The following is a 26,391-nucleotide window of genomic DNA, read 5'->3' as shown; positions in this document are numbered from 1 at the left end:
TTTCCCTGGTGGTCGAACTTTATTTCCTTAATGATCCATGGATCCTCTAAACCTAGAAGCTTCCTGAAAAGTTCCTCTGATTTCACAAAATGTAAATGAATGAGCGTTTATAACTTACCCCCAAAGAGTTGAAGAGATCCATAAATATTAAAAGATTAAGTGTTCATTGAATCTTACATTAATTCATTTATTCAGATATTTCATGATGAATTGAATAATCTGTCTTTATAAATTAATTTCAATTTCAAATCCCCCTATCCTTTTTGGAGAAGTTATCCTTTATTATGTCGGTGGAATTTTTCATCAGAAATGATCCAATCACAGCCTTAACTAACCTGAAATTTAAAAACTCCAAAGCCTTAAGATCTCATTTATTAGGTGTAAAGAAAAGTAATATTGAGAAGAGAAAATCGTAAAGGAAACTCTATTTTACACACATTCATAATGAAAGAAAAGAGTTTTCCAACGTTTTCTTTATTCTGTTGTTAAGGAGAATATTAACACACACTGAGGGTTTGAATTAGCACATGAAATTGAAATACGAAGAACAATGTAATAGACCTGTCGGGATTCAATTAATGTTTTAAGGGAATACTAGAGTCAATCAACAAATGTATAGATTCTACGTAATGAAGCGAAAACTGAGTTTTAGGCGATAATTGTACATATTATTATGTAATGTAAAAATGCAAGGATCCACAAAAACAAAGATATAAATATGTGAGCCTAGAAGTAATGAAAGGTGAAAAAAATGATGGGAGGGAATAGTGAATCTGATTGAGGAGTTGGTATAGTTTTGATCATAAGAAAAACTATACGAAGTTTAAATCCTTGTAAATGACGTTCTACTTAGTAAAGACATAGTTACAGCCACAAATTATATATTAGAAATGAACTCGCATAATAATGAAACAGGAGATGGTTTTTGAATATGAATCGTTTGGAATTTAATGTCTGTAAGAATTGTGGAAATTAGGTGGTTAATTTCAATTCTAAATGGTTGCATCACATCTCGAGAAGTTAACTCTTGGGTTTCCAACACTGGCCCGCTGGACATGTAATTACTTTGGATTGAAAGTGGGGATGCAAATGCAATATTCCTGAACCGGATCAGACTAAGCCTTCGAAAACTAAGCTGGTATATCTGGGTAAAAGGACAGACAGGTAGGACATTTCATCCAGAAATTGGTTCTTATTTGGGGTGCCGATGTTTATTGATAATTTGCCAATCAGGAGAAGGCGAGGTGTGAATTCAGGAGAATACTAAAAGAACCAAATCTGGTAGTGCTGATATGGAATGATAGAAATAAGCGGAACCCGTTCACTTACCGGTATGAAATGTTTGTCAAAGAGTTCAGCAATGGATACCACGGAACAGGGTGTACGGCAATCTCCTAGGAACAGACACATATATTTCTCAACTACGACTATTACCAGATAGATAATTTCCAGAAACTAAATCTTGATGGTTTATTGGAAGGTACCTCTCAGTAACATACAGCCTTAAAGAGGATAACCATGATTACAGGCAGGCAATTTCCAGGCTTCAGAATCTGTATAATGCAAATCAGCAGGATGGTGAAATAAGCCTAAAATATACCACTAGAATATTCGTCGGTAGAATGAAATAGGTTTTGGATTTCTATTGTATAAATTTGATATTCTTTAATTTTATCATTTTTTATTATCATTGCATATGGCTGGATTTGAATCTGATGCCTCCTGCTTGCGAAGCACGAAAAATACACGTTTATAGCGAGTTCAGAGAAAAATTGCAAAGATGGATGAGAGAAAAGAAATAGAGTGAGGCTTATGTCAAGGATGCAGAGAGATATCTGTCGCAATGCCTCGACGGTAAAATCATTACAGAGAATTCTAAACTCCGCTCAGTTATGGCTGAATGCAGGTCAAATTTTGTCTATACAATGGTTAGAGTATATCTCAATTTCCTTGAAGAGAATGAATTGTTGTCAAGTGATGACGCTGATTATTTGAGAAAAGTGATACCTACACGCAAGATTCCTCTGGACAGTTTCGTACCTTCGGATGATAGGGTCAGGAGGGTTTATCTGAAGATTGATAATGCAACAATGAAGACTGCATTCTTGGTCTTAGCCATGTCAGGAATCCTGATAATGGAGGTAGTGAAGATGATGATCGAATTTGAAGTGGAGAATCTTACTGTGGATGGGAATATTGCAAGATTTCCAATGAACTATTTTAGGGGTCACAAGAATGTTCTTTGTGTGAATCTTCCAAGAGAAACAGCACTATCCATCAAACGGGCGGATCTAAACGATGATACCATCTCGCACTACTTCAGTGAGTTGGGCTTGGCACCCAAATACCTTAGGAGGTGGCAGTATAATTTCCTCATCTATCAAAGGGTCCCAGAAGGAGTTGCGGATTTCATCCAAGGCATATCTTCAGAATCGGTTGCTTCCATGCACTATCTTTCGAAAGTGAAACAGGCGGATTACTGGTGTGGTAAAATGGCAAGGCAATTAATCAACAGATTCAGAAAGGTTTAACAGGCCATGCCTCTGCATCATACCCAGCATCTTCATAAACCACAATCCATCTGGCAACGCAGCAAATATGGCTTGGCTGTATTCGCTGGTTTTGTTTAATCCTTTATCCACTCTCTTTTCTCCTTCTTTGGATATTGTTGTCAAACAGCGGTGTACTAATTCGGGAAAATCTATGAATTCTATATCACTTGAAATCAATGTCTCTTTTAGGTTCAGTGCCTCTTTTTTAGACGATGCAAGTGCACATACGAAAATATGCTTTGTTGATTTAATTTCTTTCTCTCCATATTTAGTTTTTGCAATCTCAAGAACCGCTTCAACGTTTTCTTCTGAAAACTTTTTCTTGATTTTCTCTACGTTATGATCGTGGCTTTGTGTTAACTGAACAGTTGCCTCGGCGTGAACTACCCGCAAATATTCGCCATTGAACATAAAGCCAAGCACATCTGCTTCGTTTCTTCCACCACCCAACTTGGATTTCAAAGGAACGTTGGTTTCAACAGAATAACCCTCTAGGGATAACCATTCAGCTACTATCTCCTCCAGCCAGTTCTTTGCAAATCCCATGTTGAAATAACACAAACATCTATTTAAAGGGTCCTGACCCAGCTCATTTTAGAAGTATTTTGAAATCCCTTCATTGACCGAAATAATTAACAGGCTGGATAAGAGCTAGGTGTCAATCGATCTTGTGTGCGATTATAGTGAAAACGATCCCAAAACGGACGAAAGGAGATTCATTAGGCGGTGGAACACTATGGGGCACATGGTGGGCTGGTGAATTTTACTACTTATTCACAAACAAGAAGGATGGATGCTTTAAACAGCTTGGATTTGACAACTTCTAATACCAGTAAGAGTGACGCGTTTGATCAATATAAAAAGGCCAGTCTGTTCATCATAGAGAGTTTCAAGCACTTCAAGAGTAAGTATGGAAAATGCGATATTTGTCACGGGCTCTCATGTGGGGAGCTAAGGTTCACAAAATTCAAGGGTAAAGTTACGGTTGAACCAGAGGATTACGAAAGAGTTGGTAGAACATCTTTCTTGGACCCGGAAAAAGCAGCCTACAATGTAGGCAGAGAGAAGGGAAAAGAAGAGGGTTTCGACGAAGGATGGGAAGAGGCTGAGAAACGTTAAGAAACCACCTGTCACTATAGCGTTTGCGGAGAACCAATTGTGATGCATACTGGAGATGACAACCATAAAGGCAATGAAAAAATACATGATGGAACACGGTTAGCATCATGGAAAGTGTAGGAGGTGACTATGAGAATATTTAAATTATGCAATAAATATATGCATGCACATGCAGAAGAATCTGACACTAAAAGTCAATGAAGAACTCGTGGAGAAAGCACATAGATATGGCATCAATACATCTAAGTTCCTTGAGTTCGCACTTGATGATGCACTTAAACATGGTTTTGAAAATCATTCGCAGAACCAAGAAAATTCTCAATGGACCGGTCGGGATTTGAACCCGAGGCCTCTTGCTTGCAAAGCAGGCGATCTACCGCTGATCTACCGGCCCTTATTCTACCAGATTCTTTTTTAAGTATTTTATTTTTTGATATGTATCATCTGTTTCCGGATTTTCTCAACCTTCTCATAAATATTTCATATTCCTGATCATCAAATTCAAATATTACTGATCCAACATATCCGCAGTCAGGACAACTGTATTTACCTGTAATGAGGCCACTGTCAGCAAATATCTTCTCCGAACCGCAAGAAGGACAGACCATGTGTTTTGTCATGATTATATATGATGATTTCAAATTTACAAGTTTCCATTGTTTTGATTAATAAATTAACTTGCCAACCTTAAGATCAATTTTGTATTGTCTCATTTAAATAGATAAATCAACTCAATAATATGTGATTGAAAAGATTTAAAATTCAATATCAATTACATATTAAGAATGAAAAGCGTCTTTGAAAAAAAAGAAAAAGCTGTTACACCAATAATAGCAACTATTTTGCTCATAGCAATTACAGTGGTTCTTGCAACAACCCTCATCACCATACTGTCATCCATAACAAATTTCACATCTCAGGGGAGCATTGATTCAGATGTCTCTCTCCAGGGGCCATTTCCTGTATCTGGTGCAGCCGGAGAAAATTGTTATTATTTAAATATAACATCAACAAGTACAAAGGTTTCAATGGTTTCAATTACAGTTGAAATATTTGATTCAAATGGAATCATGTACAAAGGATCACTAGGTAATGTTAACACAAATAATCTGACAATCAACACTGGAGGCCAGTCATATTTCACCGCAGGAGATGTAATAAATATTTTGAGTAAAAATGGGAACCGTATTGATAATGTTTACCTCATATATGCAGATGAGGTCTTCAATGAGGTTACTCCCACAACCTGAACATTTTCACATTCTCATCTATGTATTTTTTCACCTCCGCTAAGGTTTTTCCATTCAGTACACAGGATGATGAATTACACAGCATGTATTTTCCATCCTTCATATCTTCCGATCTTTCAAAATACAGAAAAGGATAACCAATATCTTCTTTCAACTTAAAAATGTTTGAACTGTCCAGTTTTCCCCTCAAAACGTAGAAGAATTTTTCGAAGTTAGTTCCAAGCCTGAAAGTGAAAGACATTGGGTACTTCTGAATAGTTTCAAGATAAAATTGGGAAGATAGATTCCTTTCCTCCAAAAATACATCCATGAATTTTAGTTTCTCTATTACTCTTTCGTACACTGAAAATGGTGATGGGATGGAAGTATCTTCCTGAGAATTAAGGTTGCCCAGAAAATAACTCTTCTCACCCTCATTTATTTCATCAATGGCTTTCATAATTTTTCTGTCCATGTTATTTGCAATTTTCACTATTTTATTCTTCAGTTCTGCATCAGGATTTATAAAATAGAACTCTATGAGTCCAAGAAGAACAAAGGTGTAATCCTGGAAATATCCATCTATTTTATAATCATCATACTTAACATGAAAAACATTACCAGATTCCTCAGTCATATTTTCAATAATAAAATCAGAAATGTCAGAACATTGTTTTAGCATTTCTTCATCAGAAAAGGTTCTTGCTGCCTTCGACATTGAGAATACTAAGAAGCCGTTCAAATCACTGCACACCTTTGTATCTATCAGTGGTTTTCTCTTTAATTTTCTTGCCTCTTTAAGTTTATCAAGGGATTTATTCATATTGGTGTCAATCCAGTACTCCCCTTCCATAATGTATCTATTTACGTTTTCTCTGTTGTTATCAAGAAACAGAATGTTTCTCCCTGTGGATATTCCCCTTGCCTCATCAAAAAAATTTCCATCTTTTTTTATGTTGAATAATTTTTCAAATTCTTCAAAATTTTCCCTAAGAATATTTTTGAGCTCACCGTACGTCCACGTATAATAGAGCCCCTCCTCACCGTCACTGTCAGCATCAATTGCTGTGACAAAACCACCACTTTCACTCCTCATTACTTTGTTTAGAAAATAAAAAGTATCAAGCACAATGTTTTTGAATTGAGATTTTCCTGATGCAATAAACAGATCTGTGGCTGCAGATATTATACCTGCCTGGTCATAGAGCATCTTTTCAAAGTGAGGCACCTTCCATCCAGCATCTGTTGAGTATCTATGAATCCCATGTTCCACATGATCATATATTCCTCCCATCCTCATTGAGGCAACTGTTTTCATTGCCATATCTAGGGCAATTTTTTCCCCAGTTTTCATATAGTAGTTGGACAAAAATGATAGGATATGTGGAGTTGGGAATTTTGTTGAATTTCCAAAACCTCCAAATTCGTTGTCGAAGCTTTTTGTCAGCTGATTATAAGCATTTTTTTCCAGTTCCCCGTAATCAATCTCCCTCTTCTCAACTATCCTGTCACTGAGATCCTTGTGATATGTCTCTCCGTTCTCAATTATCTTATATCCCTCATTTTTCCATATTTCATTCACATTTTTTGCCAGGTCCTTTATGCCAATTACCCCTCTTCTTGTCTCTCTTGGAAGATATGTGAATGCAAAAACTGGTTTTCCATCAGGCAGTGCAATTATATTAAGTGGCCATCCTCCATTTCCATTGACATTTACTGCGAATTCCATGTATCTGGCATCCACGGTTGGATGTTCTTCCCTGTCAACTTTAATACAAATGAACACATTATTCATGACTTCTGCCACATCTTTTCTGCTGAAACTCTCCCTCTCCATAACATGGCACCAATGACAGGTGGAATAGCCTATGCTTATGAACAGAAGTTTATTTTCCTTCTTTGCCTTTAAAAATGCCTCCTCTCCCCACGGATACCAGTCAACCGGATTATCAGCATGCTGCATCAGGTATGGACTTTTAGAATTCTTCAGATGGTTCATTTTTACCTCATGCAATAAGTTTATTATAATTTCTTCCATTAAAATCACGTGAAGAATATTGCCATTCTCATAAGGCATGGGGAGAGCGAGGCAAATGCAAAAAACATAGTTTCTCATGAAAAGAATCTATATCCTCTAACAGAAAGGGGGAGGGAACAGGCAGCGAGGACTGGCAGGAACCTCTATCCATTAAGAGAATACGTTTCAGAAATGATCTCGAGCCCAATCCTGAGAGCAATTGAAACAGCAGAAATAGTCAGGGAAAACATGGGGGTAAGTAAAAAGATAATGGTAGATGAAAATATGAAAGAAAATGATTTAGGGCCATTCAACAATGGTCCAAGCTATAGGTTGCCAAAATACCACAAAGAGGGTGGAGGCATAGAATCATTTCACAGGGTTGCAGAAAGGATGTATAATTCAATAAGTTCAAGGGAAGGCATAAACATATATTTCAGTCACATGCTCCCAATAAAGGCACTCGTTTCCAAAATTCTTAATCTGGAGGAAGAAGAGGCCCATGGCATTAAGATAGAAAACTGCTCCGTATCCACAATTGATCTTTCAGAAATGAAGGTGCTGTCAATAGGGGCTGTTGATTTTTCAGAACATTTTTTTGAGAGAATTTCCAATATTCCATAAAATAAATGAAACTGTACCTGCAATTGTAATCGAAATTGTTATCAGAAGTAGAATTTCAAATGATCTTAATGTGTTAACATTTGAAATAAATATTGAGCTTATAATTATGCCTGCAGTATTCCCTCCATACTGCATTGTATAAAGAAATGAGGTACCCAATTCATATTGATTTTTACTGTATGCACTCAGGATCCTTGGAAGCAGTGCTATTTCAAACATGGAATACCCAAGAAATATCAGGAATTCTGAAAATTCCCCAATTATAAAATTCAGTCCGTAATTGTATACTATACTAAAGATCAAAATTCCTATAAGCAAAATGGGGATAGATAAATTATCCATAAATTTTTTAATTTTTTCATTTGATCTTGAATACTCATTCAGTGCCACAGAGATTATTCCACTTATGAGGAATATGAGAAAATATAGTATGCCATAGGAGAAGCTTCCTATTATTTTCAAATTTAAAAATTGTAGAATAAATATCATTGAAAATACTGAGAATGATACTGTGAAAATAGTAATGTAACCAAACGCAACATTTTTTCCATTGTAGATGAAACTTTCTTTACTCTCCAAATCATTGAAAAATTTTTTCTCATTTGATGGAAGGGAAATTGCAGATACTAATCCGGCCAGTCCCATGAGTGAAATCACAATAAACATATTTCTTATGCCAAGTATTTCAGAAAGAAGGGGTGAAAAGCCGAAACCAATCAGCACACCCAGTCCTGTTGCTATGCCTATGACAGCACTGTTTCTTCTCTCATTCCCTTTCTCTGAGATCTGCTGGGAATAAGCACCAACAGGTGTGCTTATTGCCCCAATTCCAGTTATTATCCTGGCAGTTACAAGTTCAAAAATATTGTTTGAAAAATAACTGAGAATTGAACCCACTGTAAAAATCAACATTGCAGTAACAATGTACTTTTTTTTGGAAAATCTCCTGGAAACATATCCTGCCGGTATCTGCATAATGAGTGTGGCAATTTCATAAGCTGCAAGTGGCAATCCAATTAAAAATGGTACATCAGTGAATTTTACTGAATAGATACCAAGAACAGGTATTATTATGAAAATGCCTGTTATCCTGAAAAATTGAACTGTAAAGAGTTTTAATAAAATTCTTCCATTTTCACTCTTCATATAGTTCATAAACAAGTAAGGAAATTTCCTCGCATACCTTTTTAACAAGTTCCTCATCTTGCTTATTGAATGCTCTTTTTGTATCAGAATCTATATCGATTTCCCCTATATTCTTTCCATTGTATTTGATTGGTACAACAAGTTCAGAGTTTGTCTGTGGAAAACATGCAATATATTTGCTGTTTGATTTCACATCATCCTCATTAACAACCTTATTCAGTGTTATGGCCAGGCTGCAAAGCCCCTCACCAATTTTTATCACCTTGTGTTCTGTCTCATCTCCGTAGAACGCCTCAAGATAAAGGCTGTCCTTTCTAACAACATACACTCCAGTCCAGTTGTATTTCTCATTTTCTTTGCTCAAAAACGAACAAACATCGGACAGAATCTTTCTTATTCCTTCTTTCTTAATATCATTAACCTTTTGAAGTTGAATTGAACTTTCCATTTTTGGTAATGAAAAATTGTTATTAAAAAATTTTCAAATATCATGCTAATGTGGCAAAAACTATGGATATGTTATCCTTTCCACCAGCATCAAGTGCTTCTTTCAGCAGGCTTTTGCAAACGTTTTCTGGATAATTTCTGTTTTCGGTAATAACCTTCTTAATTAATCCTGTCCCCACCATATCTGTGAGTCCATCAGAACACATAAGTATGCTGTCACCATTTGCCAGCCTGAACATTCCGGAATCTGTCTGAAATTCATCGGATATACCAAGGCAGGAATAGATCCTGTTGGATCCCTTTACCCTGTGATCTCTTGTCACCTTCTGCAACTTTCCATTTGAATATTTGTAAAGTGGAGAATCTCCGGAGCTCATATAATATACGGCATTTCCCAGTATTAATGTTCCGATAAAAGTAGATCCAATTTTTTCATCCTCACTCTTCTTCGCATTTACATTTAATATTTCACTGTTGGACTTTTTGACCGCCATTGAAATTAGTTCCATAATCTGGCCATCCTCGGTTATAACATCAAGGTTTTGTTCTATGGCCGCTATAAAATTCTTTATCGCCATGTAGCTTGCTTTTTCACCAGATTTCATACCACCTACGCCATCACCTATTGCGAATACGTAGAATTCTCTCCTTTTTCCAAGGTAATGATCATCCATCTTTCTGGAGATCACAGCGTCCTCGTTCTTTTCCCTCACTTTTCCTGTGTCTGAAATTATGGCATATCTTATTTCTGTATTTTCACTTAACTTTACCTCTTCCTTCTGAGTGTTTTCCTTTTTCTTAATTATCCTGTTAAGTATATTAGAACGAGCTCTCGAGGGGTTTTCCAATTCGATCATACATATATATTAACAAGGTTTAAAATTATTTGTAAAATTATCATATCAATTTATTTTTAAATTATATTGAACTAATTGAATAGTATAAAAGGAATTTACTAAAAAAAATTATTTTAACATCCAAGAGATAATTTCAAAATTATCAAGGAATTCAAAATTTTCTGGAAATCCATCTGTAAAATGCATATGATAATATATATCTGCAGATCTTTTTAATATATCTGAATCTGTCCTTATTCCTGCCTCATACATGTAAATAAGAGTGATAAGCCTACCAAGAAGGGTCAGAATATCTTTTGCAAAGAACTCTCTTTTCTCAGACGCCAGATATGAATCGATTCTTTTTTTGGCCTTTTCTATCAGCCCCTTGAGTTCATTCCTAAAAGGTAGTTCAATATTTTCAGTTACGTAAATCAGATCCTCAAATATTTTTTTGTGTACGCTTCCTTTAATCAGAATTTCAATCATATCTAAAGCTTGAATGTTGCTTGTCCCTTCCCATATTGAAGTCACTATGGCATCTCTGTGGAATTTTTCAACAGGAAATTCATGCAGGAAACCCTTGCCTCCAAAAATCTCCATTGCATACCTTGTTACATTATCGGCAGAAATTGAAGCCATGTTTTTCGCTATATGTGTGAGAACCCTTGCATAATTGTAATTGTCACTGTATGGTGGTCTCTCATCATAGCAATGAGCAAATGCCTTTGCTGCAAGCATGGAAATTAATGTTGCTGCTTCAGTTTCAGCCTCCATCTCCATCAGGTCTCTCATCAATAGAGGGTGCTCCATCAATTTTTTTCCAAAGGACTTTCTTTTAGATGCATAGAGAACAGATTCCCATAATGCCTTTCTGGCATTTCCTGCTGCTGCAAAAGCATCATCTATTCTGGATATTTCCAGAATTTCCAAAGCTATGTACAGTCCATTCTTAACATCCCCAATCAAATACCCTGTAGAATCCTTAAGCACAACCTCCCCGGTAGGTACAAGGATTGTCCCAAGCTTATCTTTCAGCCTCCTTATTTCATAATTTGGAGTTCCGTCATCATTTATTGCAGGTACATAGAATGTGCATATGGATTTTACCCCTCGGTCATCCCCCTTAATTTTGGCTGTTACAATGGCACCATCTGCCAGGCCAGCATCACTTGCAAAGTATTTGTTTTCACCGTTCAAAATAAATTTTCCATCTTTTTCATATGCAATGGTTTTATTTGCACCCAGATCACTTCCTCCCTGTATCTCGGTGTAATAGGTTGCCCCCAGATAATTTTCATTCATGAACTTTTGAAGATATACGGCAGTCCTCTCATTTCCATATTTCTTAAGTGCATATAGTGTCTGAGCGGTAAGTGTAAGTGTGCAGAAAAGTCCGGAATCTGAGATAAGGTACCCTGATATGAAATGTTCCATTAAATGTGTATCTCCAACACTCCTTACAACATCAAGGTCCAGTAATTTTTCTATCATCTTTCTGTGAGAACTTGATATCCAAACACCATCTATCCTTTCATCTGTAACCGACCATGTTTGAAGCACTGGTTTTCCATAATGATCTATGAAAAGGGAATCTTCTATGACCTCTTCGGACACATATCTTCCTATTTTTTCAAGTTTATCAGATTTTTTAATTCCAAGGAATTCTATTAATTTCATTAATGGAAGGTCATCTGAATAATAGTTTTTACCCCTTGAGAGAAAAATTTTAGAAAAATCCAGTTTCATAATCTTTAAGGAAAATATGGGACTTAAATTTTACATGGTATCCTTTTAATATATATAATTAAGAGAAAAAAAGATATTCCTTGAAAATTCTTCATTATTATAATTTTGATTTATCATATAAAATTTTTCTCAAAATCAAAGAAATAAATACATCTGAATATAAGAATAGTTGTTCAGGAAATCTAAAATGAAATAAGATTTAATACCTGTATGTTTTATTGATTGATAACATGGATACAGTTGACAAAAAGATATTATTCTATTTACTCAAGGATGGTAGAATGCCTCAGAGGCAGATTGCTAAATATATCGGCATATCAGCGCAAACATTGAATTACCGTATAAATAAAATGATTGAGGAAGGTATTATAAAAGATTTTATTGTAAGAGTTACTCCTTATCTTTACGGAAAAATTGAGGGATTTGCAGCCTTTGTTTCGGATAGTGAACTTGCGGAGGGTTATTCATCCAAAATAAAATGCCTTGAGAAGATAACACTATATGGAGTAGAGGGCAAGGATCAGGAAGAGGTTGATAAAAAAATTGATGAATTTTCAAAGAAACTTGGAGAACCGGTGATGAGATACACTCCAAAGATCAACAAGGCACCAACATTTCAGAAAAACCTTGATGAACTCCTGATCTCACAGCTTCAAAAGATGCCAAGGGCAAAGATATCAGAAATTGCAAAGGCCATAGATTTGCCATCAATAAGGGTTAAGAGAAGATACAATTTTTTGAAGAAAATGAAATACATTAATGTCATAGCAAAGGTTGACATTTCTAAAACGGATGCAGTTTTATATTCAATATTCTCCCAAAAGCAGGATATTGTTGCACCAATTCTGGCTGAAAACACGATAATTTCAATTACAGACGGAAATGCGGGTGTTTTTGTCTGTTTTGCGGAAAATATGGTTGGTGCCAGAGCTGTGATCAACACTGTCAGGGAGAGAGAAAAAGACAGTGATGTCATGGTTATTTATGATTATGAATTTAATTGAATAATTTTTTAATTTTCATTTTTCAACATTTCTCTGTATACTGATCTGTCTGCTTGTCTTTCTTATGAAAGAGAAAAAGCCCGCAACTATGAGAATTGATATTGAGGTGATCAATGCTATCTTAAGACCCCCTAGAAAATCTACAGACTGTGGCCCTGAAAGATTTATCTTTCCGATAAAAACTGCGTATGCAACATTTTTTGATACCGAGATAGCTGATATTGAAAGTGCAAGAATGAAACTTACTATGGTGCCGATGTTTGATAGTGTCCTCATAAGACCGGATATTGAACCATAAATCTCTCTTGATGCAGAATTCATCACAGCCTTGTTGTTTGCAGGCCAAAACATGGCTGCTCCTACACCGGCCACCAGAGAACCACTTATTAGTATTTCAAGAGAAAGGTCTCCTGCTCTCCCCAGAAAGTAGTAAAATGCCGTACCTGCCATCATAAGAATAATACCTAAGGTTGCAAGGCTCTCCGAACCTCTTCTGTCTATTATGGCACCCATTTTTGGTGCAATAAGGCTTGCTATCACATAACCCGGAACCAGGAAAAGTGAGGCTATCAGAGGATCATAACCTCTTACGCCTTGCAGGTAAAGTATTAGAATAAAAACAACAGAGAGGTAACCCGCTGCCTGAAGAAATGTTGCGCTTAATGAAAGGGAAATCTTTTTTGTCCTGAAAGCTCTGAGATCTATTACTGGGTTCTTTGCCCTTCTTTCTATAAAGATAAAAAGTGCAAGAAAGATAAAACCAGACAATACATACTCAAGCACAACATTCACCGGGGCGAGGTCTGTTATTTTTACACCACCATAGGAAATGAGAATTAGTGAAGCTGCCAGTGAAATTACACCAGGGACATCAACACTTTTTCTTTGCTTCACTTTATCATTAACATAAAACACTGCAAGTATAACGTCCAAAAGGCCTATTGGACCATTTATCAGAAAAATGAATCTCCATCCTATCAGAGTAGTAATTAATCCTCCAAGAACGATTCCAAGAGTACCTCCAATATTCCATCCAAGTGTTGTGTAACCAAAGGCCTTGCCTCTTTTTTCAGGAGAGAATGTATCTGCGATTATGGCTGAGACAGTTGCCTGCATCATTGCGGCTCCCACTGCCTGAACTCCCCTCATTATTATTAACACCTGTATAGCGGAAAAAGGCCCAACAGCAAAAGAAAGTCCACAAATTATTGAAGCAATAGAAAAGATTATTATACCGATTTTGAAAATGGCACTTCTTCCGAAATTGTCACCAATTGCACCCATCTGTGTGGTCAGAACTGCGGTGACAAGAAGATATATTAAAATAACCCATATGGATGTTGATAAACCAGCGTTCAAACTTATTGAAAGATCAGGTAATGCCAGAAGCACAATTGTGGAATCAATGGCTGACATCATTGTTCCAATCATAACAGTAAGAAGTATGAGACTGTCTCTCTTTTTTTCCATGATATATCAGCATAGGATTTTAAATAATAAATTTTATGACTTAAAAATATACTCATTAATATTCAATATTATTAAGAAAAATATTCATGAAAAACTTATTAATGGAAATCCTATCTTACATAGTGATTTCAAGAAGGGTTAAGGAAGTTCATGGTTCAATGACAGTTGAATCATCAAACATGGCAGCAAAGATGAAAAAAGAGGGTAAAAAAATTTATAACTTTGGAATTGGTGAACCAGATTTTACAACTCCGGAAGAGGAAATCGATTTTGCTTTTCAAATGGCTAAGAGCGGGCATACCCATTACACACCATCAAAAGGAGTTCCTGAGCTTCGAGAGGCCATAATAAACAAAGTGAAAGAGGGAAAAAATTCATCATTGTCTGCTGACAATGTTATTGTGACTCCAACAAAAATGGGAATAAATATAGCAATAATGACACTCTGCGATCCGGGCGATGAAGTTATCATCCCTGAGCCATATTTCCTGTCATATCCAGAAATATGCCGATTATATGGTGTGAAGCCAATAGGTGTAGAATCGGAAAGAAATTTTTCCTTAAATTTCGAAAATATAGAAAATGCAATAACACCCAGAACAAGAGCAATAATAATATCCAATCCATCAAACCCAACCGGAAAAATTTTTGACGCAAATAGTGTTGAAAAACTTATTGAAATATGCCAAGATCACGACATATACCTAATAACAGATCAAATTTACGAATCACTCATATATGAAGGGAGAATGAAAAACATACTTGATATGGATCCGGAGATGAAAAATACAATTCTGCTATCAGGATTTTCAAAAAGCTATGCAATGACAGGCTGGAGAATCGGATACATGATCTCAAACTCAGAGGTAATAGAAAACTCTGATAAAGTCCAGCAACACACAATGACCTGTGCACCCTCCATTTCCCAGATGGCTGCACTTAGGGCAATGACGGACGAGAAGAATCCAAGACAAATGCTGGAAATATTTGAAAAGAGAAGATCCCTGATCCTTCAAAAGCTTTCAGAAATAGAAGGACTAGACGTGGTGCCTCCGGACGGAGCATTTTATGTATTTCCATCCTATGATCTGGATATTTCATCGGAGGATTTTTGCAGGAAGGCACTCACCTCCAGGGGTATAATACTAATTCCGGGAATATATTTTGGAGAACAGGGAGAACATCATTTCAGAATATCTTACGCCACGGATGAAAAAACCATAATAGAGGGAATGAACGCTCTTAAGGAATTCATGAAAGATTTGAGAAAGATATAGATGCAACTCTATTTGTTGATTGAATCAGATTTAATTACATTCTTCGCAGCGGTTCTATTCTCATATTTTATATTATCAAGAAGACTTAGGAAGGAGAAAACAGTAAAAACGTCAGATGATGGCAACAATATACAAAAAAACCAGTCTGAAAACAAAATGGAAAATAACAATGTGGATATAAATTCCCAAATACCAGCAAACAATGAAAAAACAATATCGGATGAAGATATAAAAAGGGAACTTGAGAATGAAATTTTAAAGAAGAGGGAAATTGAAGAGATACAGAAAAAACTAACTGAACATTACAGCATACTGAGAAAGGCAGCAAGAGATATGTTATCATCACTGAAATCCCCTCCGGAGATAAGAGGACCACACATAGATCACGTTCCTATCCCACTTATTGAAAAAAACAATCTGTGGAAAGATCTATGTGAAAATCATATGTCCATGGAAGGCAGGAATCCTGAAAAAATATGGGAAAATTACGTTGATCTGATCAACACATATTCTAACAATGTTCCGCAGGCATTCAGATCAATTCAGGAATTCCTCTTTTCAGGGATAAAAATAAAGAACCATGGGGAATCTCACGAACAGAACGAAGACGTATATATGGTAAATGGTTTAAGTCAATTATTGACAAATCTCATAATTAAGAGGAAAATAACAATTTCATACAACGAAGTAAAGAGAGGGAGAAAGGGAAAGTCAAAGGAGATTTTGATAGACGGGGACAGGTTGTGTGTTATCAATGAAATTTCAGCCAATGAAATTATGGAAAGGCTAGAGCTAATGGTGGAGGGGAAAAATTTGCCTCAGTCAATAATCAATATGCAGAAAATGAATGAACAGCTTCATGATATGAAAAAGAGGATTGAAGAATATCTTAACTGGTTTATCTTTGAGAATTCAAATATGACAGAATGTGAGGTGGTTAAGAACGAAATTGGTAAATAGGGCATTTATAGTTGGGAGATTTCAGCCATTTCACCTTGGCCATCTTGCAGTTATAAAGGAGATCCTGAAATTACATGATTCAGTTATCATAGGTATTGGTAGTGCACAGTATTCCCATACTTTACAGAACCCTTTTACAGCCGGTGAAAGACACCTTATGATCTCAAACACTCTTGAATTTGAAGGGATAACTAATTTTTACATAATCCCAATAGAGGACGTGAATTCAAATCCTCTATGGGTGGCACATGTTGAATCCTTAACTCCAAAATTCAATGACGTTTACACAAATAATCCACTGGTTAAAAGGCTGTTTGTGGAGAAACATTACAATGTTAATTCAATGGATTTGATCAACAGGGTTGAATGGTCTGGAACCAGTATCAGGGAAAAAATGATCGCTGGTCTTCCTTGGGAAAAGTATGTACCAAAGGAAGTTAAGGACATAATAGATGAGATTGATGGTGTTCAGAGGCTGAGGGATCTCAGCCAATCGGATTCAGTCTGATCCGTAAAGGATCATACCCATAGTTTCTGCATCCTTTAGAACGTTGTCAATCTCTATATATTCATCTACCTGATGAGCCACATCCTCTATCATGGAACTCCAGACAACTGCATCATACCCGGCCTTTCTGAAAAAGGCAGCACATGTTCCACCGCCAATTCCAACAAGCTTTGGTTCTCCTCCCCTTTTTTTAAGTGCCTCCAAAAGTTTTAGAACTGCCTCTGAATTCTCTGATGTGGGCATAGGTGCCTGCTCCTTCTGTATAATTTCCATTTTTATCTTTACCTTGCTCTGGTTCTCAAATTCAACAATTTTTCTGTTCACATCATCAATTACAAAATCAAGATCATATTCTGGAAGTATTCTGCAATCAAAGAAAAATACTTCTCTTCCAGGTATTGTATTTATGTTCTCCACATTTTTATCATGCCTTGTTGGTTCAAAGCTAGAATACGGATAATCATATTTTTCGTCCTTTTTGTTATATGTTTCATGAAGATGTTTATCCAAAAGAAGAATGAATTTTGCACTCTCCCTGTTAGCATTTATGGCATTGTTAGGTAAGCTTGCATGATATTGTCTACCTTCCACAGTAAACTTCATCCATAGAATGCTCTTTTCTGCAATTTCAACCTTCATTCCATCGGAAGCTCCAAAGTCCGGTACATATATGAGATCTTCCTTTTTAAAAAGATTCTTATCCATCAACTGAGAGATGCCATATTTACTCCCAAGTTCCTCATCAGCAACGAATGCAACACCTAAATTATACTTCAAGTTTTCCTTCCTTAGGTTCTTCAGCAAAAGTAATGCAAGAAATATGCCCTGGCCATCGTCTGTGGTTCCTCTTCCGTATATTCTTCTACCTTCCACTGTAGCCTTGAAAGGTTCCTTTTTCCAGAGAGTTATATTTCCCTCGGGAACAGTATCTATATGCGCGATGATCCATAGTGTTTTTTCAGCGTTTCCAATCTTAACAACCACATTTGATCTTTTGCATTTGTCCGTATCCTCAATATCAAATCTCTCATACTTTTCTATGCCTATTTCTTCAAGTATCCTAATGATCTCGTCTGCCCTCTCCCCCTCACCATTACCTCCTGAAAACGGACTTATTGATTTAATTCCAATTAATCTCCTGGCCACTTCAATTATAAACTCATCATCGTTCATTTCCATAAGCTGCATGGGTGTAAATGTATATGACTAATATAATAATTGGGTTAATACTGAACTTATTTTTTATTTTTAATCATTCCCGAATATTGCAAAAAAAGAAAAAAGCAAACATTATATATTGTTAAAAACTACACTTTGAAAACCATACATCTATTGGCAATGCCCATGGCATCCACAAGAATTAATGTCAGATTTATGGCATTTATTCTAGATGTAACGGTAAGGTGATAAATAATGGCGACACCACATCACCCCAGAAGGGGGTCATTGGGATATTATCATAGGAAGCGCAAGCCCGGTCTGAAATCTACCATCAGAAGCTGGCCTGAAATATCAGGTGAGCCAAAGCTTCAGTCATTTGCAGGCTATAAAGTTGGTATGACACACATAGAAATGGTGGATTACAGAAAGAGCAGCACTACTGCAGGAAGAAATATAATGTCAGCAGTAACCGTTGTCGAGGTACCTCCAGCGGTCGTAGTAGCAGTAAGGCTATACAGAGAAACAGAGGACGGTCTGAAGGTATGTTATGAAAAGTGGGCAGACAATCTTGACAAGAATATTTTTAGGAAAATTACGGAACCAAAGAAGAAAAAAGAAGTTAAGAAGCCAGAGGTTGTTGATGATGTTAGGGTTCTTCTTATGCTCAAAACAGAAATGGTAACTGGAGTACCTAAGAAATCTCCAGACATATATGAGAGCAGAATAGGCGGTACTGATATCTCAAAAAGAGTAAATTATGCTGAAAGTATGTTGGGAAAAGAGGTTAATTTCTCAGATTTTGCAAAGCCTGGAAACTTTGTTGATGTAATATCAGTGACCAAGGGAAAAGGCTTTACTGGTCATGTTGAAAGATTTGGTGTAAAATTACTGCCAAGAAAAAACAGAAAGCACAGAAGAATGATTGGTACTCTGGGTCCCTGGCATCCAGACTGGGTCAGGTGGCAGGTTCCACAGGCAGGTCAAATGGGTTCTCATCAAAGGACTCAGCACAATATGAGGGTTCTGAAATATGCTAAGTGTGAGGGCCAGGACGACATCAACGTTAAGGGTGGATATCCAAATTATGGCCTTGTAAGAACAAATTATGTTCTGATACACGGTTCAATACCGGGCCATGTTAAAAGGCTCATAAAATTCAGGGACCCCGCAAGGGCAAAAGTTACAGCTGTGGAAAAGGTTGAGATATCTTACATATCTCTCGGGTCAAAACAGGGTGATTAAAGATGGAAGTAAACGTTTACGATATAAATGGACAGGTGAAGGGAAAGGTTAACAGTCCCAAAGTTTTTGCATCTCCTGTTAGAGAGGATATAATTAAAAAGGCGTTCAGAATAATTTCACTTTCCAACAGGCATCCATATGGGTCTTCCCCATTGGCTGGAACTAGAAGGGTTGGACACACAAGCAGGCCTGGTATGGGCATTTCAAGAATGCCAAGGGTCGCTGGTAGTTCTAGGGCTGTTGAGCTTGGAAACACAAAGGGTGGTAGAAGTGCCCTGAGTCCAAGAAGTGATAAGATCCTCACATTACACATAAATAAAAAGGAAAAAAGGATTGCATGGAAATCTGCCATGGCCCTCTCTGCAGATCCAGAAAGGGTGAAAAAGAGAGGCCACAGATTTAGCGGACAACTCTCATTCCCAATTGTTGTTGATGATTCAGTGGTAAACATAGGAAAAACAAGGGAGGCAGAAGTATTTCTGAAAAATTTGGGAGTATGGGAGGACATTGAAAGGGCTAAAGAAGGGACAAAAATAAGAGCAGGAAGAGGAAAGATGAGAAACAGAAAATACAGGACCCCAAAAAGTATTCTCATAGTTACACATTCAACTGAAAATAGAAGGGTATTCACATCACTGCCCGGTGTTGATGTTGCAAATGTAAAAAATGTTTCAATATCAAAGCTTGCTCCAGGAGGAGTTCCGGGGAGGCTTGTGATATATACTGAAAGTTCATTAAAAAATCTTGAGGAGGAGTCACAATGAAATTCATAATATCTCCAATTGCCACGGAAAAGACAATGCTTTCAGGTCAAAAGGAGAACAAACTGGCTTTCTATGTGCATAAAAATGCAACAAAAAAGGATGTAAAAGGGGAGATTGAGGAACTTTTCAACGTTAAGGTTGTGAAGGTAAATATTCTCAGGGATAAGAATGGTAAGAAAGCAATAGTTAGACTTTCTGAAGATTATAATGCAGAAGAGATTGGAGAGAGGATAGGTCTCTATTGAGGTGAAATATAATGGGTAAACTGATAATACCACAAAGAAGAGGAAAAGGGGGGCTTGTTTACAGAAGCCCAAGTCACAGACATATTGGAGAGGTAAAAATTCCCAATGAAGGGCAGTACACAGTAACCGATATAGTGCATGCTCCTGGAAGAAATGCTCCTGTGGTTGAGCTTACAGGGATGGAGGGAAAAAAGATATACCAGCTGGCATTCAACGGAGCATACGTAGGGATGAAGATAAATTCAGGAAGGATTCCTGATCCTAAGGATGGGGATTCGACCCTACTTGGTTTCATAAAGGATGGTCAAATTATTCATAATATTGAGACAGTTCCGGGTGACGGAGGAAAGCTTTGCAGGACTGGCGGTTCCTATGCCCAGGTAATAAGTCATGGTGCATACGTTTCCGTAAAATTGCCCTCAGGTTTCATAAAAAACTTCAATCCACTGTGCAGGGCAACCGTTGGATCAGTGGCAGGTTCTGGAGCAAAAGATATACCTGTTCTCAAGGCTGGAAGAAAGGTACACTATTTGCAGAGTAAGGCTAAACGTCCATATTCAGTAAGGGGAGTGGCAATGAACGCAGTTAATCACCCACATGGAGGTGGAAACCATCAGCATGTTGGAAGACCCAGTACTGTAGGAAGAGGTACTCCGCCAGGAAGAAAAGTTGGCAGGCTATCACCAAAAAGGAGGAAAGTTAAATGACAACAAACAGGCAGGCTTCTGCTAAATCTATAAGAAGAAGGGCAAGGAAGTCCCAGAAAATAATAATGGGAAGATCCAAAGAATTCAGGTACAAGGGTTACACCCTTGAAGAACTGAAGAAGATGGATATGCAGAAATTAATAGAAATTTTACCGGCCAGGGCCAGGAGATCTTTGAAAAGAGAGATGTCTCCTGACACAAAGATAGTTTACAATAAGATGCTTTATTCAAAGAAAGATGTGAGAACTCATGTTAGGGATCTAATAATTTTGCCAAAATTTGTTGGAAAGGTTGTTCAGGTGCATAACGGAAAGGAGTTTGTCAAATTTGAAATCAGGCCAGAAATGATTGGGCATTACATTGGAGAATTTGCACTTACAAGAAAAGAGGTTAAACATTCAGGTCCTGGTGTTGGAGCAACAAGATCCTCAAAATTCATGCCGCTGAAGTGAGGTGAAACTGATGAAATATTACTCTATGAAAGAAATTCCGGATAAAACTGCAAAAGCATTGAAAAAGGATTGCAACATATCTTTCAAAGACGCGGTGAATATTGCAAGATATATAAGAGGTATGAAATTGCAAAAAGCCAAGGAAATATTAAATGAGGTAATAGATAAAAAAAGACCTGTACCTTATTTCAGATACCTGGATTCAGTTTCTCACAGGAAGTCAGTGGGTCCAGGAAGATATCCCGTTAAGGCAACACGCCATTTCCTGGAGCTTCTTGAAGCAGTAGATGCAAATGCAGAGTTTAAAGGTCTTGACACAGACAATCTGAAGATAATAAGTATTAATGCAAACAAGGGAACAATGCTTAAAAGATATTCCCCAAAGGCATATGGCAGGGCTGGAGCAAACAACAGGGACCTTGTCCATTTGACAGTTATAGTTCAGGAGGAAGAGGAATGAAAGAGAGAAAATTTGTAAACGAGAAGATAAAAAGGCTTCTTGTTGCAGAATATGTAAAGAAAGAAACTGATAATGCCGGGTTCGGCGGTATAGAGATGAAGAGAAACTTGCTCGACACCTCTATAATTTTAACTGTAAACAAACCTGGTCTCGTTATTGGTAGAAGAGGGTCAAAGGTTCAGGAAATAGAGGACACTTTGAGATACAAATTTGGAATTGAGAGTCCTAAGATTGAGGTTCAGGAGGTAAAGAACCCTGATCTGAATGCCCAAATAGTATCTAAAAAAATTGCAATGTCCCTTGAGAAGGGATGGGCTTACAGAAAAGCAGGTAATACGGCACTCAGAAGAATAATTGAAAGCAATGCAAGAGGAACAATGATAAAAATTGGAGGAAAGATTTCAGGTGAGAGGGCCAGGGCACAAAAATTCTTTTACGGCTCCATAAAGTATTCTGGTGAACCCGCAAGATCAGGTATAGACTATGGATATTCAATAGCAAAGTTGAAACTTGGTGTAATAGGGGTTTCAGTTAGAATTCTGAAGGATGATTACAAACTGCCTGATGATATTAGTGTAAACAAGGAAAAATTAAAGACAATGGAGGTAGAGAAGAAAGATGCCTGAGCTTACAGCAAAGAAGATCAGAGAAATGTCTAAAACAGAGAGGGAGGAAAAGCTGAAGGATCTTTATGAATCCCTTCTAAGACAGAGGGCCAGTGTTGCAATGGGTGGTGCACCATTAAATCCAGGGCTTATGAGATCCCTGAGAAGGCAGATTGCAAGAATCTTAACAATAACACATATGGAGGAAATAAAAAAATGAAGGATAAGAACTTTACAGGATTACCAAAAGAACTGCAACCTTGGGATGGATTGACAAGGGATACGCAGGTAATCAAGATTTATGTTGATAAGAGAAGGTATGGAAAGAATGTAACCATAATTGAAGGCATAGATCCTAAAATGGAAAACCTTGATGATATTGCAAAGTCCCTGAAAAAAAAGGTTGCTTCCGGAGGTACTGTAAAGGAGGGAAAGATCATCGAGCTTCAGGGTGATCACAGAGACACTGTGAAAAAATTCCTTGACGAAATGGGGTTCAAGTCTGAGGTGATTCAGTAATGGATGAGTTTTGTGGTGAATATCTGGGGAAGTATATGGAGGTCACTTCTTCAAAAAATCCATCATTACTGGGCGTAAAAGGCACAATAACATGGGAAACAAAAAACATGTTATATCTGAATACAGGAGAGAGAACCCTGATGATTCCAAAAAATATAATTGCGTTCAGGTTGGAAGAATCATCCAGAATTGTTGATGGTCGATATATTTGTTACAAACCAGAAGAGAGGTTAAAGTCATACAGAAGGATTAAAAAACAGGTTATGGGGAGATAAATTATGGCAAGAAATATAGGATTGGATATTGAAATTCCAGAGAGAGAATGCAACGACAAAAAATGTCCATTTCATTCAACCCTGGGTGTAAGGGGAGAAGTGGTGAGAGCTGTTGTGGTTTCAACGGCAATGAAGGGCAGTGCAGTTGTAGAAAGAACATTCAAAAAGAAGGATTCGAAATTCGAGAGGTACGTCAAGAGAAGATCAAGATATCATGTGCATCTACCTTCTTGCATTGATGTTTCACCAGGTGATACTGTTGTGATAGCTGAATGCAGGAAACTTTCCAAGACCATTTCACATGTAATAGTAGGGAAGGTGAGATAGTTGAGAGGTATTGCGGGCAGACAGAGCAGAGGATTGCCATTGGGAGCAAGAATTCAGGTGGCTGATAACAGTGGTGCCAAGATAATCAGCCTCATAGAGGTGAAGGCATACCATGGAGTTGCAAGCAGAATACCGGCGGCAGGTGTTGGAGACATGTTTGTTGCCAGTGTTAAAAAGGGAACTCCGGATATGAGGGCTAAGGTTGTTTATGCAGTTGTTGTTAGACAGAAGAGACCATACAGAAGAGCTGACGGAACAATAATAAGCTTTGAGGAGAACTCAGCAGTGCTGGTTACTCCTGATGGAGAGGTAAGGGGCTCAGAAATAAAGGGCCCTGTGGCCAGAGAGGCTGCAGAGAGATGGCCCAGGATTGCTGCCATAGCATCAACTATAGTATAAAGGTGAAAAAATGTACAATAAGGTTAAGGTTTCTCTGAGCAGAGATTTAAGGAATAAATTCAGGATCAGGCGTTTCCCCATAGCAAAGGGTGACATTGTTATAGTTGAAAAGGGGAATCGTAAGGGGGAAGGCGGTAAGGTAGTTGAAGTGGATCACAGGCATGGCATGGTTGCAATAGAGGGAATAAATATTGCAAAGGCTGATGGAAAGGAGAAATCATATTTCATAAAAGCTGAAAAAGTAACAATTACCAAACTTGATCTTGATTCAGAGGAAAGGTCACAGAAATTTGCCCAGCTTGCCCAGATGAGAAATGCCTCCATATCAATGGATGAAATAAAGGAATACGCTGCGGCTGAGGAGCCTCAAAAAGAAGAGACAAAGGAAACAGTTTTAAGTGAGGCAGAAAACAATCAGGAGGCATCTTCTGAAAACAACAATGAAGAGACAGAAGAGATGGAGGAAGAAGTTAAAGAAAATGAAGATGAGAACAAAGAGGAGGAATTGTAATGATAGTTAAAACAAAAAGACAGATGATACCAAGGTCAATTAAGATAAGGAGAAAAGAGTACTTCTGGGGTGTATCCTCAAGACCTGGGCAGTACAGGAGAACGGAGAGCCTCCCTCTTTTACACCTTCTAAGAGATTATATCCAATTAGGTGACAGGGAAAGAGAAATAACCAGAGCCCTTGTGGCGGGAAAGGTAAAGGTAAACGGTAAAAAGGTAAAGGACAGAAGATATGGTACTGGACTAATGGATGTTGTGAGCATTGAAGACCTAAATCTACATTTCAGAATTATGTACGATAAACTTGGAAGACTTGTACCTGTGGAGGAGTCAAAGGAAAACTCAAAAATAAAGATAAAAAGGGTTAAAAATATAATAACAGTAAAAAATGGAAAACATATGATTGTTTTCAACGATGGAACCAATTTGATTTCTGACACTGAAAAAGTGAAACCAGGTGATAGTGTTGTATACAATTTTGAAACAAAGAAAATAGAGGGGCATATTAAACTTCAGCAGGGCTCAAGAGTATTTTTAATCGGTGGAAGCCATATAGGTACTTTTGCTGTGGTCAAATCAATAGAAGTTAGTAAATCATCATCATCAAACCTGGTAAAAACTGAGGAAGGCTTTGGAACCCTTCAGGAATACGTTTTTCCAGTGGGCACATTTAAATTTGGCACCGGTGGTGATAACTGATGGATACAAAGGCAAATAAAATGAGAGACATTGTGATAGACAAGGTCGTGGTAAATATAGGAGTGGGTCAGGCAGGTGAAAGAATAAACAAGGCCATGACTGTGGTAGAAATGCTGACAGGTCAGAAACCCGTGTTCACATATGCAAAGAGAACGGTCAGGGAGTTCAATGTAAGAAAGGGACTCAACATAGGAGTTAAGGTAACGCTGAGAGGAAAAAGGGCAGAGGAATTTCTTCATAAGGCATTTTTCGCAAAGGATTACAAATTTCCGGAATATTCAATAGATAAACAGGGAAATGCGTATTTTGGTATATCTGATTACACTGATTTTGAGGGCATAAAATACGATCCTGAGATAGGAATATTTGGCATGGATATTGCAATAGTTCTGAAAAGAAGGGGTGGATACAGAATTAAAAGAAGGAAAATAAGGACACAGGCCCTGCCTAAGAGAGAATTAATATCAAGAGAAGAGACTGAGGAATTTTTAAGGAATAATTTCAAGGTGCAGGTGATTGAGGAATGACAAATATTATATTGAGACCTAAGAAAAAATACGGAAGAACTGAAGGGTGCATAAGGTGTGGAAGAAAGAGGGGCATTGTTAGGAGATACGGGATTAGAATGTGCCGTCAGTGTTTCAGAGAGACTGCTCCTGCAATAGGATTTAAGAAATTCAGTTAAGGTGAGATTATGAGACATGATCCTTTGAACGATGTGATAAATACAATTAAGAACGCTTCAAGTATAGGTAAGAGAGAGGTTATGGTAAAGCCAGCCTCAAGGTTAATAGGAAAGGTCCTGAAGGTTATGCAGGATTATAACTACATAAAGAGCTTTGAGGTTATTGATGATGAGCGTGGCGGAAGTTTTCTAATTAATCTAAGTAACACAATAAACAACTGCGGTGTTATAAAACCAAGGTATTCAGTGAGAAAGGTCAATATGGATAAGTTCGAATCCAGATTTCTACCAGCTCAGGATTTTGGTATACTGATTATAACAACAACAAAAGGGGTAATGAGCCACGTTGAGGCAAGAAAGCAGGGGCTTGGAGGAAAGCTTCTGGCGTATGTATATTGAGGTG

Annotated in this window: 35 protein-coding genes, 1 tRNA gene and 1 pseudogene; 27 read left to right on the top strand and 10 right to left on the bottom strand. The window is 37.4% G+C overall.

Annotated features, from left to right (window positions below; translation table 11 throughout):
• The first annotated feature begins 1,297 nt into the window (after positions 1-1,297).
• On the top strand, positions 1,298-1,441 hold the full coding sequence (locus ACNF4Z_RS02460; protein WP_458327653.1) for a hypothetical protein: 144 nt from the start codon (positions 1,298-1,300) through the stop codon (positions 1,439-1,441).
• A gap of 451 nt (positions 1,442-1,892) precedes the next feature.
• The gene (locus ACNF4Z_RS02455; protein WP_458327652.1) at positions 1,893-2,531 is read left to right on the top strand and encodes an integrase; all 639 of its coding nucleotides are present in this window, start codon (positions 1,893-1,895) and stop codon (positions 2,529-2,531) included.
• Here the strand turns inward: ACNF4Z_RS02455 and ACNF4Z_RS02450 are convergent.
• Entirely contained in the window at positions 2,505-3,098 is a 594-nt protein-coding gene (locus ACNF4Z_RS02450) for a hypothetical protein (protein ID WP_458327651.1), read from the bottom strand. The genes ACNF4Z_RS02455 and ACNF4Z_RS02450 overlap by 27 nt on opposite strands.
• Positions 3,099-3,308: 210 nt before the next feature.
• On the opposite strand from ACNF4Z_RS02450, the gene ACNF4Z_RS02445 reads away from it, so the two are divergent.
• Positions 3,309-3,671, top strand: a complete 363-nt coding sequence (locus ACNF4Z_RS02445) for a hypothetical protein (protein ID WP_458327650.1) — start codon at positions 3,309-3,311, stop codon at positions 3,669-3,671.
• Between the two features lie 163 nt (positions 3,672-3,834).
• Positions 3,835-3,975, top strand: a pseudogene (locus ACNF4Z_RS02440) (type II toxin-antitoxin system CcdA family antitoxin); the annotation flags it as partial.
• Between the two features lie 18 nt (positions 3,976-3,993).
• Here the strand turns inward: ACNF4Z_RS02440 and ACNF4Z_RS02435 are convergent.
• Both ACNF4Z_RS02435 and ACNF4Z_RS02430 read right to left on the bottom strand, forming a co-directional pair.
• Positions 3,994-4,065, bottom strand: a tRNA-Ala gene (locus ACNF4Z_RS02435).
• Between the two features lie 46 nt (positions 4,066-4,111).
• Positions 4,112-4,291 carry a hypothetical protein gene (locus ACNF4Z_RS02430; protein WP_458327649.1) on the bottom strand — a complete coding sequence of 60 codons (180 nt, stop codon included), beginning with the start codon at positions 4,289-4,291 and terminating at the stop codon, positions 4,112-4,114.
• Between the two features lie 165 nt (positions 4,292-4,456).
• Here ACNF4Z_RS02430 and ACNF4Z_RS02425 point away from each other — a divergent pair, with 165 nt between their 5' ends.
• Positions 4,457-4,921, top strand: coding sequence for an archaellin/type IV pilin N-terminal domain-containing protein (locus ACNF4Z_RS02425; RefSeq protein ID WP_458327648.1), 465 nt, complete (start codon positions 4,457-4,459; stop codon positions 4,919-4,921).
• Here the strand turns inward: ACNF4Z_RS02425 and ACNF4Z_RS02420 are convergent.
• Positions 4,905-6,899, bottom strand: a complete 1,995-nt coding sequence (locus ACNF4Z_RS02420; RefSeq protein ID WP_458327647.1) for a thioredoxin domain-containing protein — start codon at positions 6,897-6,899, stop codon at positions 4,905-4,907. The genes ACNF4Z_RS02425 and ACNF4Z_RS02420 overlap by 17 nt on opposite strands.
• Positions 6,900-6,947: 48 nt before the next feature.
• Between ACNF4Z_RS02420 and ACNF4Z_RS02415 the strand changes: the two genes are divergently transcribed.
• The gene (locus ACNF4Z_RS02415) at positions 6,948-7,541 is read left to right on the top strand and encodes a histidine phosphatase family protein (RefSeq protein ID WP_458327646.1); all 594 of its coding nucleotides are present in this window, start codon (positions 6,948-6,950) and stop codon (positions 7,539-7,541) included.
• Here ACNF4Z_RS02415 and ACNF4Z_RS02410 read toward each other — a convergent pair.
• The 4 genes from ACNF4Z_RS02410 to ACNF4Z_RS02395 form a co-directional block, all read right to left on the bottom strand.
• Positions 7,503-8,696: an MFS transporter gene (locus ACNF4Z_RS02410; RefSeq protein WP_458327645.1), complete on the bottom strand. Its 1,194-nt coding sequence runs from the start codon at positions 8,694-8,696 to the stop codon at positions 7,503-7,505. The genes ACNF4Z_RS02415 and ACNF4Z_RS02410 overlap by 39 nt on opposite strands.
• Positions 8,677-9,135, bottom strand: a complete 459-nt coding sequence (locus ACNF4Z_RS02405) for a GAF domain-containing protein (RefSeq protein WP_458327644.1) — start codon at positions 9,133-9,135, stop codon at positions 8,677-8,679. Before ACNF4Z_RS02405 ends, ACNF4Z_RS02410 begins: the two co-directional genes overlap by 20 nt.
• 40 nt (positions 9,136-9,175) lie before the next feature.
• Positions 9,176-9,991 carry a PP2C family protein-serine/threonine phosphatase gene (locus ACNF4Z_RS02400; protein ID WP_458327643.1) on the bottom strand — a complete coding sequence of 272 codons (816 nt, stop codon included), beginning with the start codon at positions 9,989-9,991 and terminating at the stop codon, positions 9,176-9,178.
• A gap of 108 nt (positions 9,992-10,099) precedes the next feature.
• Positions 10,100-11,719 carry an acyl-CoA dehydrogenase family protein gene (locus ACNF4Z_RS02395; RefSeq protein ID WP_458327642.1) on the bottom strand — a complete coding sequence of 540 codons (1,620 nt, stop codon included), beginning with the start codon at positions 11,717-11,719 and terminating at the stop codon, positions 10,100-10,102.
• Between the two features lie 230 nt (positions 11,720-11,949).
• Between ACNF4Z_RS02395 and ACNF4Z_RS02390 the strand changes: the two genes are divergently transcribed.
• Positions 11,950-12,723 (top strand): Lrp/AsnC family transcriptional regulator, encoded by a 774-nt coding sequence (locus ACNF4Z_RS02390; RefSeq protein ID WP_458327641.1) that lies wholly within the window; start codon positions 11,950-11,952, stop codon positions 12,721-12,723.
• Positions 12,724-12,738: 15 nt separating this feature from the next.
• Here ACNF4Z_RS02390 and ACNF4Z_RS02385 read toward each other — a convergent pair whose 3' ends face one another.
• Positions 12,739-14,193, bottom strand: coding sequence for an MFS transporter (locus tag ACNF4Z_RS02385; protein ID WP_458327640.1), 1,455 nt, complete (start codon positions 14,191-14,193; stop codon positions 12,739-12,741).
• Positions 14,194-14,315: 122 nt separating this feature from the next.
• Between ACNF4Z_RS02385 and ACNF4Z_RS02380 the strand changes: the two genes are divergently transcribed.
• Genes ACNF4Z_RS02380 through ACNF4Z_RS02370 form a run of 3 tightly spaced genes read left to right on the top strand, consistent with a single transcriptional unit; the run spans position 14,316 to position 16,938 of the window.
• On the top strand, positions 14,316-15,470 hold the full coding sequence (locus tag ACNF4Z_RS02380) for a pyridoxal phosphate-dependent aminotransferase (protein ID WP_458327639.1): 1,155 nt from the start codon (positions 14,316-14,318) through the stop codon (positions 15,468-15,470).
• Positions 15,471-16,430, top strand: a complete 960-nt coding sequence (locus ACNF4Z_RS02375) for a hypothetical protein (RefSeq protein WP_458327638.1) — start codon at positions 15,471-15,473, stop codon at positions 16,428-16,430.
• Complete coding sequence (locus ACNF4Z_RS02370) at positions 16,420-16,938, top strand: nicotinamide-nucleotide adenylyltransferase (protein WP_458327637.1); 519 nt, start codon at positions 16,420-16,422, stop codon at positions 16,936-16,938. Before ACNF4Z_RS02375 ends, ACNF4Z_RS02370 begins: the two co-directional genes overlap by 11 nt.
• Here ACNF4Z_RS02370 and ACNF4Z_RS02365 read toward each other — a convergent pair.
• Positions 16,930-18,126: a M20 family metallo-hydrolase gene (locus ACNF4Z_RS02365; protein WP_458327636.1), complete on the bottom strand. Its 1,197-nt coding sequence runs from the start codon at positions 18,124-18,126 to the stop codon at positions 16,930-16,932. The two genes, ACNF4Z_RS02370 and ACNF4Z_RS02365, sit on opposite strands and share 9 nt — an antisense overlap.
• Before the next feature lie 225 nt (positions 18,127-18,351).
• Here ACNF4Z_RS02365 and rpl3p point away from each other — a divergent pair, with 225 nt between their 5' ends.
• The 17 genes from rpl3p to ACNF4Z_RS02280 are packed head-to-tail and all read left to right on the top strand — an operon-like array spanning position 18,352 to position 26,387.
• Positions 18,352-19,341, top strand: coding sequence for a 50S ribosomal protein L3 (gene rpl3p / locus ACNF4Z_RS02360; RefSeq protein WP_458327635.1), 990 nt, complete (start codon positions 18,352-18,354; stop codon positions 19,339-19,341).
• Between the two features lie 2 nt (positions 19,342-19,343).
• A complete protein-coding gene (rpl4p, locus tag ACNF4Z_RS02355; RefSeq protein WP_458327634.1) occupies positions 19,344-20,105 on the top strand; it encodes a 50S ribosomal protein L4 in 762 nt (253 codons plus the stop codon).
• Complete coding sequence (locus ACNF4Z_RS02350; protein WP_458327633.1) at positions 20,102-20,350, top strand: 50S ribosomal protein L23; 249 nt, start codon at positions 20,102-20,104, stop codon at positions 20,348-20,350. The genes rpl4p and ACNF4Z_RS02350 overlap by 4 nt, the downstream gene beginning before the upstream one ends.
• Positions 20,351-20,361: 11 nt before the next feature.
• Complete coding sequence (locus ACNF4Z_RS02345; RefSeq protein ID WP_458327632.1) at positions 20,362-21,057, top strand: 50S ribosomal protein L2; 696 nt, start codon at positions 20,362-20,364, stop codon at positions 21,055-21,057.
• Positions 21,054-21,509: a 30S ribosomal protein S19 gene (locus tag ACNF4Z_RS02340; RefSeq protein WP_458327631.1), complete on the top strand. Its 456-nt coding sequence runs from the start codon at positions 21,054-21,056 to the stop codon at positions 21,507-21,509. Before ACNF4Z_RS02345 ends, ACNF4Z_RS02340 begins: the two co-directional genes overlap by 4 nt.
• A gap of 10 nt (positions 21,510-21,519) precedes the next feature.
• A complete protein-coding gene (locus ACNF4Z_RS02335) occupies positions 21,520-21,969 on the top strand; it encodes a 50S ribosomal protein L22 (RefSeq protein ID WP_458327630.1) in 450 nt (149 codons plus the stop codon).
• Positions 21,966-22,595, top strand: a complete 630-nt coding sequence (locus ACNF4Z_RS02330) for a 30S ribosomal protein S3 (protein ID WP_458327629.1) — start codon at positions 21,966-21,968, stop codon at positions 22,593-22,595. Before ACNF4Z_RS02335 ends, ACNF4Z_RS02330 begins: the two co-directional genes overlap by 4 nt.
• Positions 22,588-22,794, top strand: coding sequence for a 50S ribosomal protein L29 (gene rpmC / locus ACNF4Z_RS02325; RefSeq protein ID WP_458327628.1), 207 nt, complete (start codon positions 22,588-22,590; stop codon positions 22,792-22,794). Before ACNF4Z_RS02330 ends, rpmC begins: the two co-directional genes overlap by 8 nt.
• On the top strand, positions 22,791-23,093 hold the full coding sequence (yciH, locus tag ACNF4Z_RS02320; protein WP_458327627.1) for a stress response translation initiation inhibitor YciH: 303 nt from the start codon (positions 22,791-22,793) through the stop codon (positions 23,091-23,093). Before rpmC ends, yciH begins: the two co-directional genes overlap by 4 nt.
• Entirely contained in the window at positions 23,093-23,368 is a 276-nt protein-coding gene (locus tag ACNF4Z_RS02315; RefSeq protein WP_458327626.1) for a ribonuclease P protein component 1, read from the top strand. The genes yciH and ACNF4Z_RS02315 overlap by 1 nt, the downstream gene beginning before the upstream one ends.
• A 3-nt stretch (positions 23,369-23,371) precedes the next feature.
• Positions 23,372-23,695 (top strand): 30S ribosomal protein S17, encoded by a 324-nt coding sequence (locus ACNF4Z_RS02310; RefSeq protein WP_458327625.1) that lies wholly within the window; start codon positions 23,372-23,374, stop codon positions 23,693-23,695.
• Positions 23,696-24,094: a 50S ribosomal protein L14 gene (rpl14p, locus tag ACNF4Z_RS02305; RefSeq protein WP_458327624.1), complete on the top strand. Its 399-nt coding sequence runs from the start codon at positions 23,696-23,698 to the stop codon at positions 24,092-24,094. It begins immediately after the preceding gene.
• Positions 24,095-24,104: 10 nt separating this feature from the next.
• The gene (rplX, locus tag ACNF4Z_RS02300) at positions 24,105-24,605 is read left to right on the top strand and encodes a 50S ribosomal protein L24 (RefSeq protein WP_458327623.1); all 501 of its coding nucleotides are present in this window, start codon (positions 24,105-24,107) and stop codon (positions 24,603-24,605) included.
• Complete coding sequence (locus ACNF4Z_RS02295; RefSeq protein ID WP_458327622.1) at positions 24,605-25,303, top strand: 30S ribosomal protein S4e; 699 nt, start codon at positions 24,605-24,607, stop codon at positions 25,301-25,303. Before rplX ends, ACNF4Z_RS02295 begins: the two co-directional genes overlap by 1 nt.
• The gene (locus tag ACNF4Z_RS02290) at positions 25,303-25,830 is read left to right on the top strand and encodes a 50S ribosomal protein L5 (RefSeq protein ID WP_458327621.1); all 528 of its coding nucleotides are present in this window, start codon (positions 25,303-25,305) and stop codon (positions 25,828-25,830) included. Before ACNF4Z_RS02295 ends, ACNF4Z_RS02290 begins: the two co-directional genes overlap by 1 nt.
• Positions 25,827-25,988: a 30S ribosomal protein S14 gene (locus ACNF4Z_RS02285; RefSeq protein ID WP_458327620.1), complete on the top strand. Its 162-nt coding sequence runs from the start codon at positions 25,827-25,829 to the stop codon at positions 25,986-25,988. Before ACNF4Z_RS02290 ends, ACNF4Z_RS02285 begins: the two co-directional genes overlap by 4 nt.
• A gap of 9 nt (positions 25,989-25,997) precedes the next feature.
• Positions 25,998-26,387: a 30S ribosomal protein S8 gene (locus ACNF4Z_RS02280; RefSeq protein ID WP_458327619.1), complete on the top strand. Its 390-nt coding sequence runs from the start codon at positions 25,998-26,000 to the stop codon at positions 26,385-26,387.
• Positions 26,388-26,391: the final 4 nt, after the last annotated feature.

This window comes from Caldiplasma sukawensis (genome assembly GCF_052315375.1).
In the GTDB taxonomy this organism is placed as follows: Archaea; Thermoplasmatota; Thermoplasmata; order Thermoplasmatales; family Thermoplasmataceae; genus Cuniculiplasma.
This window is presented reverse-complemented; position numbering and strand designations above follow the sequence as displayed.

Bases quoted from the DNA above. Each gene is read 5' to 3' on its own strand.
- rpl3p (WP_458327635.1), top strand. From the start codon at position 18,352: ATGGCGACACCACATCACCCCAGAAGGGGGTCATTGGGATATTATCAT.
- ACNF4Z_RS02400 (WP_458327643.1), bottom strand. From the start codon at position 9,991: ATGATCGAATTGGAAAACCCCTCGAGAGCTCGTTCTAATATACTTAAC.
- ACNF4Z_RS02375 (WP_458327638.1), top strand. From the start codon at position 15,471: ATGCAACTCTATTTGTTGATTGAATCAGATTTAATTACATTCTTCGCA.
- rpl4p (WP_458327634.1), top strand. From the start codon at position 19,344: ATGGAAGTAAACGTTTACGATATAAATGGACAGGTGAAGGGAAAGGTT.
- ACNF4Z_RS02365 (WP_458327636.1), bottom strand. From the start codon at position 18,126: ATGCAGCTTATGGAAATGAACGATGATGAGTTTATAATTGAAGTGGCC.
- ACNF4Z_RS02350 (WP_458327633.1), top strand. From the start codon at position 20,102: ATGAAATTCATAATATCTCCAATTGCCACGGAAAAGACAATGCTTTCA.
- ACNF4Z_RS02335 (WP_458327630.1), top strand. From the start codon at position 21,520: ATGAAATATTACTCTATGAAAGAAATTCCGGATAAAACTGCAAAAGCA.
- ACNF4Z_RS02410 (WP_458327645.1), bottom strand. From the start codon at position 8,696: ATGAACTATATGAAGAGTGAAAATGGAAGAATTTTATTAAAACTCTTT.
- ACNF4Z_RS02425 (WP_458327648.1), top strand. From the start codon at position 4,457: ATGAAAAGCGTCTTTGAAAAAAAAGAAAAAGCTGTTACACCAATAATA.
- ACNF4Z_RS02455 (WP_458327652.1), top strand. From the start codon at position 1,893: ATGGCTGAATGCAGGTCAAATTTTGTCTATACAATGGTTAGAGTATAT.
- ACNF4Z_RS02430 (WP_458327649.1), bottom strand. From the start codon at position 4,291: ATGACAAAACACATGGTCTGTCCTTCTTGCGGTTCGGAGAAGATATTT.
- rpmC (WP_458327628.1), top strand. From the start codon at position 22,588: ATGCCTGAGCTTACAGCAAAGAAGATCAGAGAAATGTCTAAAACAGAG.
- ACNF4Z_RS02420 (WP_458327647.1), bottom strand. From the start codon at position 6,899: ATGAACCATCTGAAGAATTCTAAAAGTCCATACCTGATGCAGCATGCT.
- yciH (WP_458327627.1), top strand. From the start codon at position 22,791: ATGAAGGATAAGAACTTTACAGGATTACCAAAAGAACTGCAACCTTGG.
- ACNF4Z_RS02405 (WP_458327644.1), bottom strand. From the start codon at position 9,135: ATGGAAAGTTCAATTCAACTTCAAAAGGTTAATGATATTAAGAAAGAA.
- ACNF4Z_RS02315 (WP_458327626.1), top strand. From the start codon at position 23,093: ATGGATGAGTTTTGTGGTGAATATCTGGGGAAGTATATGGAGGTCACT.
- ACNF4Z_RS02280 (WP_458327619.1), top strand. From the start codon at position 25,998: ATGAGACATGATCCTTTGAACGATGTGATAAATACAATTAAGAACGCT.
- ACNF4Z_RS02390 (WP_458327641.1), top strand. From the start codon at position 11,950: ATGGATACAGTTGACAAAAAGATATTATTCTATTTACTCAAGGATGGT.
- ACNF4Z_RS02460 (WP_458327653.1), top strand. From the start codon at position 1,298: ATGATAGAAATAAGCGGAACCCGTTCACTTACCGGTATGAAATGTTTG.
- ACNF4Z_RS02385 (WP_458327640.1), bottom strand. From the start codon at position 14,193: ATGGAAAAAAAGAGAGACAGTCTCATACTTCTTACTGTTATGATTGGA.
- ACNF4Z_RS02450 (WP_458327651.1), bottom strand. From the start codon at position 3,098: ATGGGATTTGCAAAGAACTGGCTGGAGGAGATAGTAGCTGAATGGTTA.
- ACNF4Z_RS02290 (WP_458327621.1), top strand. From the start codon at position 25,303: ATGGATACAAAGGCAAATAAAATGAGAGACATTGTGATAGACAAGGTC.
- rplX (WP_458327623.1), top strand. From the start codon at position 24,105: ATGTACAATAAGGTTAAGGTTTCTCTGAGCAGAGATTTAAGGAATAAA.
- ACNF4Z_RS02285 (WP_458327620.1), top strand. From the start codon at position 25,827: ATGACAAATATTATATTGAGACCTAAGAAAAAATACGGAAGAACTGAA.
- ACNF4Z_RS02345 (WP_458327632.1), top strand. From the start codon at position 20,362: ATGGGTAAACTGATAATACCACAAAGAAGAGGAAAAGGGGGGCTTGTT.
- ACNF4Z_RS02340 (WP_458327631.1), top strand. From the start codon at position 21,054: ATGACAACAAACAGGCAGGCTTCTGCTAAATCTATAAGAAGAAGGGCA.
- ACNF4Z_RS02330 (WP_458327629.1), top strand. From the start codon at position 21,966: ATGAAAGAGAGAAAATTTGTAAACGAGAAGATAAAAAGGCTTCTTGTT.
- ACNF4Z_RS02395 (WP_458327642.1), bottom strand. From the start codon at position 11,719: ATGAAACTGGATTTTTCTAAAATTTTTCTCTCAAGGGGTAAAAACTAT.
- ACNF4Z_RS02310 (WP_458327625.1), top strand. From the start codon at position 23,372: ATGGCAAGAAATATAGGATTGGATATTGAAATTCCAGAGAGAGAATGC.
- ACNF4Z_RS02295 (WP_458327622.1), top strand. From the start codon at position 24,605: ATGATAGTTAAAACAAAAAGACAGATGATACCAAGGTCAATTAAGATA.